Source organism: Dermacoccus sp. Ellin185, from assembly GCF_000152185.1.
GTDB lineage: Bacteria > Actinomycetota > Actinomycetes > Actinomycetales > Dermatophilaceae > Dermacoccus > Dermacoccus nishinomiyaensis.
Map to the genome: position 1 here is coordinate 1 of NZ_AEIQ01000113.1, position 3798 is coordinate 3798.

4 protein-coding genes are annotated in these 3798 nt (G+C 65.2%); 3 read left to right on the forward strand and 1 reads right to left on the reverse strand.

All coding sequences use genetic code 11. The annotated features are described in order from the left end of the window. Both rraA and HMPREF0321_RS12460 read left to right on the forward strand, forming a co-directional pair. A partial coding sequence (rraA, locus tag HMPREF0321_RS12455; RefSeq protein WP_371168045.1) for a ribonuclease E activity regulator RraA occupies positions 1 to 553 on the forward strand: 553 nt, incomplete at its 5' end. After that, positions 550 to 1872: an MFS transporter gene (locus HMPREF0321_RS12460; protein WP_083803271.1), complete on the forward strand. Its 1323-nt coding sequence runs from the start codon at positions 550 to 552 to the stop codon at positions 1870 to 1872. The genes rraA and HMPREF0321_RS12460, both read left to right, overlap by 4 nt. Here HMPREF0321_RS12460 and HMPREF0321_RS12465 read toward each other — a convergent pair. Further along, positions 1818 to 3055 (reverse strand): IS3 family transposase gene (locus HMPREF0321_RS12465; protein ID WP_371168046.1). Its coding sequence is split into 2 segments (ribosomal slippage): positions 1818 to 2776 and positions 2776 to 3055, totalling 1239 coding nucleotides; the frame shifts between segments, so codons are not numbered across the junction. The two genes, HMPREF0321_RS12460 and HMPREF0321_RS12465, sit on opposite strands and share 55 nt — an antisense overlap. A 220-nt stretch (positions 3056 to 3275) precedes the next feature. On the opposite strand from HMPREF0321_RS12465, the gene HMPREF0321_RS12475 reads away from it, so the two are divergent. Beyond that, positions 3276 to 3647: a VOC family protein gene (locus HMPREF0321_RS12475; RefSeq protein ID WP_006946909.1), complete on the forward strand. Its 372-nt coding sequence runs from the start codon at positions 3276 to 3278 to the stop codon at positions 3645 to 3647. Positions 3648 to 3798: the final 151 nt, after the last annotated feature.

Sequence of the window (3798 nt, forward strand, 5' to 3'; positions counted from 1 at the left end):
CACCGAACCCGGGGCGATTCAGACTGAATGGGTGATGACTACGTGTGATGTGTTCGACCAGTTCAAAGACCGCGCCGATACCGACGATCGCGAGTCGGTGCAGGTGTTGGTGGCCCCGTGGCGCGTGATCGGTGGCCGATCCGCGTTCGCCGGACGGGTGGCGACAGCGCGATGTTTCAATGACAACACCCTGCTCCGACAGGCGCTGTCGACACCGGGTGACGGTCGTGTCTTGGTTGTGGACGGGGCAGGTTCGGTCTCGCACGCGTTGATGGGGGACGCCCTGGGGGCTCTAGCGCTGCGTCATGGGTGGGCCGGCGTGATTGTGTACGGGGCGGTGCGTGACAGTGCCGCTTTAGCGGCGCTGGATCTGGGGGTGCTTGCGTTGGGGACCGTGCCGCGGCCCTCTCGCAAGGAAGGTGCCGGCGCTGCTGATGCCGTCCTGGACATCTGCGGGGCCAAGGTGTCGCCCGGGGACATCATCGTCGCTGACACCGATGGCGTGGTGGTCATTGCCGGTGCTACTGAAATGCTGCCCGGTCTTCTTCCGTGATTTTTGCACCGGAAACACGGGTCGACCTGGGCCCCCTGGTCCGGCCGGTCTACGTTCCATCATTCGTCTACGCGGCGGGGTCTTCGGCTCTACTGCCTGCCCAGGTGTTGTTGGCGCTACAGGTTGGATTTACATCGGCGGGGGTGGCTGCGCTGATGACGTGGATTGGCCTGTTCGCGATCGCGTCCTCGCTGATCGCGGGGCATTTCGTCGATTGGATCGGTGAGCGCATAGCCCTTGCCGTGGTGACGATCGGTGGAGCTATCGGCCTGGTGGCCGCTGCGGGGTGCTGCACTGCGGGATTGCCCGGTCGGCGCTGGGTATTAGTCGTGGCTCTCACGGTGTTTGATCTCGTAGACGCCGTGTGGTCCATCGCTCGGCAAGGCTTGGTCGCCGACCTAGCTCCCGCCACAATGCGGGGGCGGGCGATGAACCTCTATGGGGCGTGCCAGCGGTTGGGAAGAATTGTCGGTCCGCTGATCGCCGCGGCCGTTCTCACAGTCTCGGGAGCCGCAGCCGTTTTCCCCTGTGCTGCCCTTGTCGTCATCGCTGCCTTGGCTCTCCTGCTGGGCGCCAACTCGAAAACCGTACCGTCTGGCCGACACGGTGCGCTCACCACCGGAGCAACCACTGAGAAGAGCTCTAAAGCCTCTGGCGGCATGCGGGTAGGGGCCGCGCCATGGTGGATCCGACATCAGTTCCTCGTCCTCGGTGTCGGGGCGCTGATCCTGTCCGCCCTTCGCACGGTGAAAGAGACTCTCCTGCCGTTGTGGACCGTACAGGGAGCGCATCTTGATGGCACACAGGTCGCCCTCGTTCTAGCCCTGGCGTCAGGGGCGGAGCTGATCTTGTTCTGGCCGGCCGGGCTCGCGTCAGACCGATACGGGCGGGCCCCGGTCATCGTCACCGCGATGGCGTTCATGAGTGCTGGCATCTGCCTGGCTCCCTGGAGTGAGACCGTTGCCTGGCTACTGCCGTGCGTGACCCTCATCGGTTTGGGAGACGGCGCCGGGGCGGGAATCATCAAGACCCTCGGCGCCGACCTGGCACCTGAAACTGGGCGAGCCGCCTTTCTCGGCCGCTGGCAGGCGATCGCTTCCGTGGGCAGCTTGCTCGCACCAGCCGTCACCGGATTCGCCCTCGCCACGACCTCCCTACCGGCCGCTCTCCTTCTCAATGGCATGGTCGGCCTGGTCGGAACTGTGTGGATGGCCTGGTGGACACCCAAGATCCTGCCCGGCGTGAATCGCCCTGGGTTTCGTTCCTACCTGCTTCCCTGTCCAGCGAGCGCTGGCTGGGCTGATTCGAGGCCAGCGTAGTACGCCTCCTCGACCTCGACCGGCGTGCGGTAATCGAGCTCGCCGTGGAGACGAGCGTTGTTCCACCACCACACGTACTCGAGCGTCGCGAGTTCGACCTGCTCGACCGTCCGCCACGGGCCCTTCCGACGGATCAGCTCGGTCTTGTAGAGCCCGTTGACGGCCTCGGCGAGGGCGTTGTCGTAGCTGTCACCGACGCTCCCTGTCGACGGGGTCGCGCCGAGCTCGTTGATGCGATCCGTGTAGACGACCGAGAGGTAGTTCGACCCATGATCGGCGTGGTGGACGAGGTCATCGAGCGACCCGCGCGCGCCCCACGCGGCCATGTTCAACGCCTGTAACGGCAGCACTTCCGCGCGCAGCGTCCCGGCGACGTTCCAGCCGACGATCATGCGGGAGAACACGTCGATCACGAACGCGACATACGCCATCCCCGCCCACGTTCCGACATACGTGATGTCCGCGACCCACAACCGGTTCGGCGCGGGAGCGGTGAAGTCGCGTTCGACGAGATCCATCGGCTGCGCGATGGTCGGGTCGGACTTCGTGGTGAACACCTTCTTCGACCGCGCCACCCCGCGCACCCCGGCGAGCTTCATGAGCCGCGCGGTCTGGTCACGCCCGATGTCCCACCCCTCCCGCCGGAGGAGAGCATGCATCTTCCGGACGCCGTAGACGCCGTAGTTCTCCTCGTGAAGACGCTGGATCTCGGGGACGAGGAGTTCGTCCTTCAGCTGCCTGGCGGAGGGCACGCGCGTCTTCGCCGCGCGATACCCGCGCGAGGTGAGGAACCCCGGCACCGCGTCGCGGAGGACGCGGCAGAGGAACTCGACCCCGAACTGATCCCTGTGTTCGTCGATGAAGCGGATCATGCTCGTCAGGGACGGTCGAGTTCCTTCGCGAAAAACACGCTCGCGGCTTTGAGGACCTCGTTCGCCTTCTTCAGCTCGGCGTTCTCACGGCGAAGTCGCTTGTTCTCCTCGGCGACGCCGGTCGGCACGCCGGGGCGCTGCCCGGCGTCGATCTCACGGCGGCGGTGCCACACGCGCAGCGTCTCCGGGCTCATGCCGAGCAGGCCCGCGACATGTCGCACCGCGGACATGAGGTTCGGATGCTCGGGCTTGGCCTCGTCGAGCATCCGCAGCGCGCGCTCGCGCATCTCGGGCGAGTACTTCTGATTCATCGGTTCCATCCTTGCTTGAAGAACGGAACGAAACCCAGGGCGATTCAGCGTGAGGCTCCCCGCACGGGTCCCACCCCCATGACCAAACCCTCGCCATCCACACGACCCGAACGCCCACGCACGCAGCGAGTTGCCCACGTAGTGCAAAACCGTTCGTTTGAGCTACACGGCTTCCTCCTGCGGAGCCCCGGCTGGCCCAAAACACCTCTAGGGTCGCGGCATGGAGATGCGGCTAACGCAGTTGGTCTTCGAGTGCGAAGACCCGGAAGTAGTGGCGCTGTTCTGGCAGCGAGTCCTCGATCTAGAGCCGCCGCAGGGCGAGCCTGACTGGCTGACATTGCAGTGGCAGCCTGTCGGGCGGTTCTCATTCCACCGTGTCGAGGGGTATCAAGCTCCGACATGGCCGGGAGCGAACGGGCAACAGCACGTTCACTTCGACCTCCTCGTCGAGGATCTTCAGAAAGCTTCTTTCGCGGTCATGGAAGCCGGCGGCGCCCCGCTCACGGCGGTCCTGAACCCCGGACCCAAGGCGTGGCGCATCTTCGCGGACCCAGCGGGGCATCCTTTTTGTCTCGTCACCGTGCCCGAGTGAGCGACCGGTGATCGCGGACACGTCCGCATGAGGTAGCAGAAACGGTGGCGGATTCAACCGGTCAACGCACCATTGATGGTGTTCAGGGCTATCGGTGAAGGCGTCGTGGGATGAGGCCCAGTCGAGGACTTTGCGGGGCCGTTCGTTGATG